Annotated in this window: 1 protein-coding gene; it reads left to right on the top strand. The window is 64.7% G+C overall.

All coding sequences use genetic code 11. The annotated features are described in order from the left end of the window. Window positions 1-115 precede the first annotated feature (115 nt). Window positions 116-1,109 (top strand): IS481 family transposase (locus tag IJ15_RS0120020; RefSeq protein ID WP_037135773.1); only part of this gene is annotated, 994 nt, incomplete at its 3' end.

Below are 1,109 nucleotides of genomic sequence, written 5' to 3'. Positions count from 1 at the left end.
TGTGATGTCCAGGGAGGTTGGTCCGGACTTTGTCCGGTGAGTCGACCTGACAGGTGAAGGCCTCCGGGTGTGAAGTGGAGCTGTCTAGGAACCGCTTCACCACCAGGAGGCCTTCGTGTCCCACGCTAATGCAACACTGACCCCGATCACCAGACTCCGTATGGCACGACTGATCGTCGATGACGGCTGGACCTACGCATCGGCCGCGAAGATGTTCATGGTCGCCCCGCGGACGGCGAAGAAATGGGCGGACCGCTACCGCACCGAAGGTGTCTCCGGCATGGCCGACCGCAGCTCACGCCCGAAGACTAGTCCGAACAAGACACCCCTAGAAGTGGTTCGGAAGATCGCCGAGCTGCGGTGGCGTCACAGGCTCGGCCCGATACAGATCGCCGGGCGGCTGTCGATGCCGGCCTCCACGGTCCACGCGGTGCTGGTGCGATGCCGCATCAACCGACTCTCGCGGATCGACCGGGTCACCGGTGAACCGTTGCGACGCTACGAACACGACCACCCCGGGTCGCTGATCCATGTCGATGTCACCAAGTTCGGCAACATCCCCGATGGCGGTGGGCACCGCTTCGTCGGCCGCAGGCAAGGTGAGAAGAACCGAGAAGCCACCGCGAAGAGGACAGGCCAACGCAACACCCGCTACGAGCCGAGAACGGGTATCGCGTTCGTGCACACCGTCATCGACGACCACTCCCGTCTCGCCTACGCCGAGATCTGCACCGACGAGAAGGCAGACACCGCCATCGGCGTCCTGCACCGCTCGGTCGCCTGGTTCGCCGACCACGGCGTCGTCGTCGAGCGCGTACTGTCCGACAACGGCTCGGCCTACAAGTCCTACGCCTGGCGCGATGCCTGCGCCGAACTCGGCATCACGCACAAACGAACTCGCCCCTACCGCCCCCAGACCAACGGGAAGATCGAACGCTTCCACCGCACCCTGGCCGACGGATGGGCCTACGCCCGCTTCTACGAATCAACCACGCAACGCAACGCCGCCCTGCCTGGCTGGCTGCACTTCTACAATCACCACCGACCCCACTCCGCAATCGGCGGCCGGTCGCCAGTCACCCGACTGACCAACGTGCCCGGGCATCACA

Origin of the sequence: Prescottella defluvii, assembly GCF_000738775.1 — a bacterium.
Lineage (GTDB): Bacteria > Actinomycetota > Actinomycetes > Mycobacteriales > Mycobacteriaceae > Prescottella > Prescottella defluvii.
The sequence above is the reverse complement of the archived record's forward strand: the minus strand, read 5'-3'. Positions and strand labels throughout refer to the sequence as shown.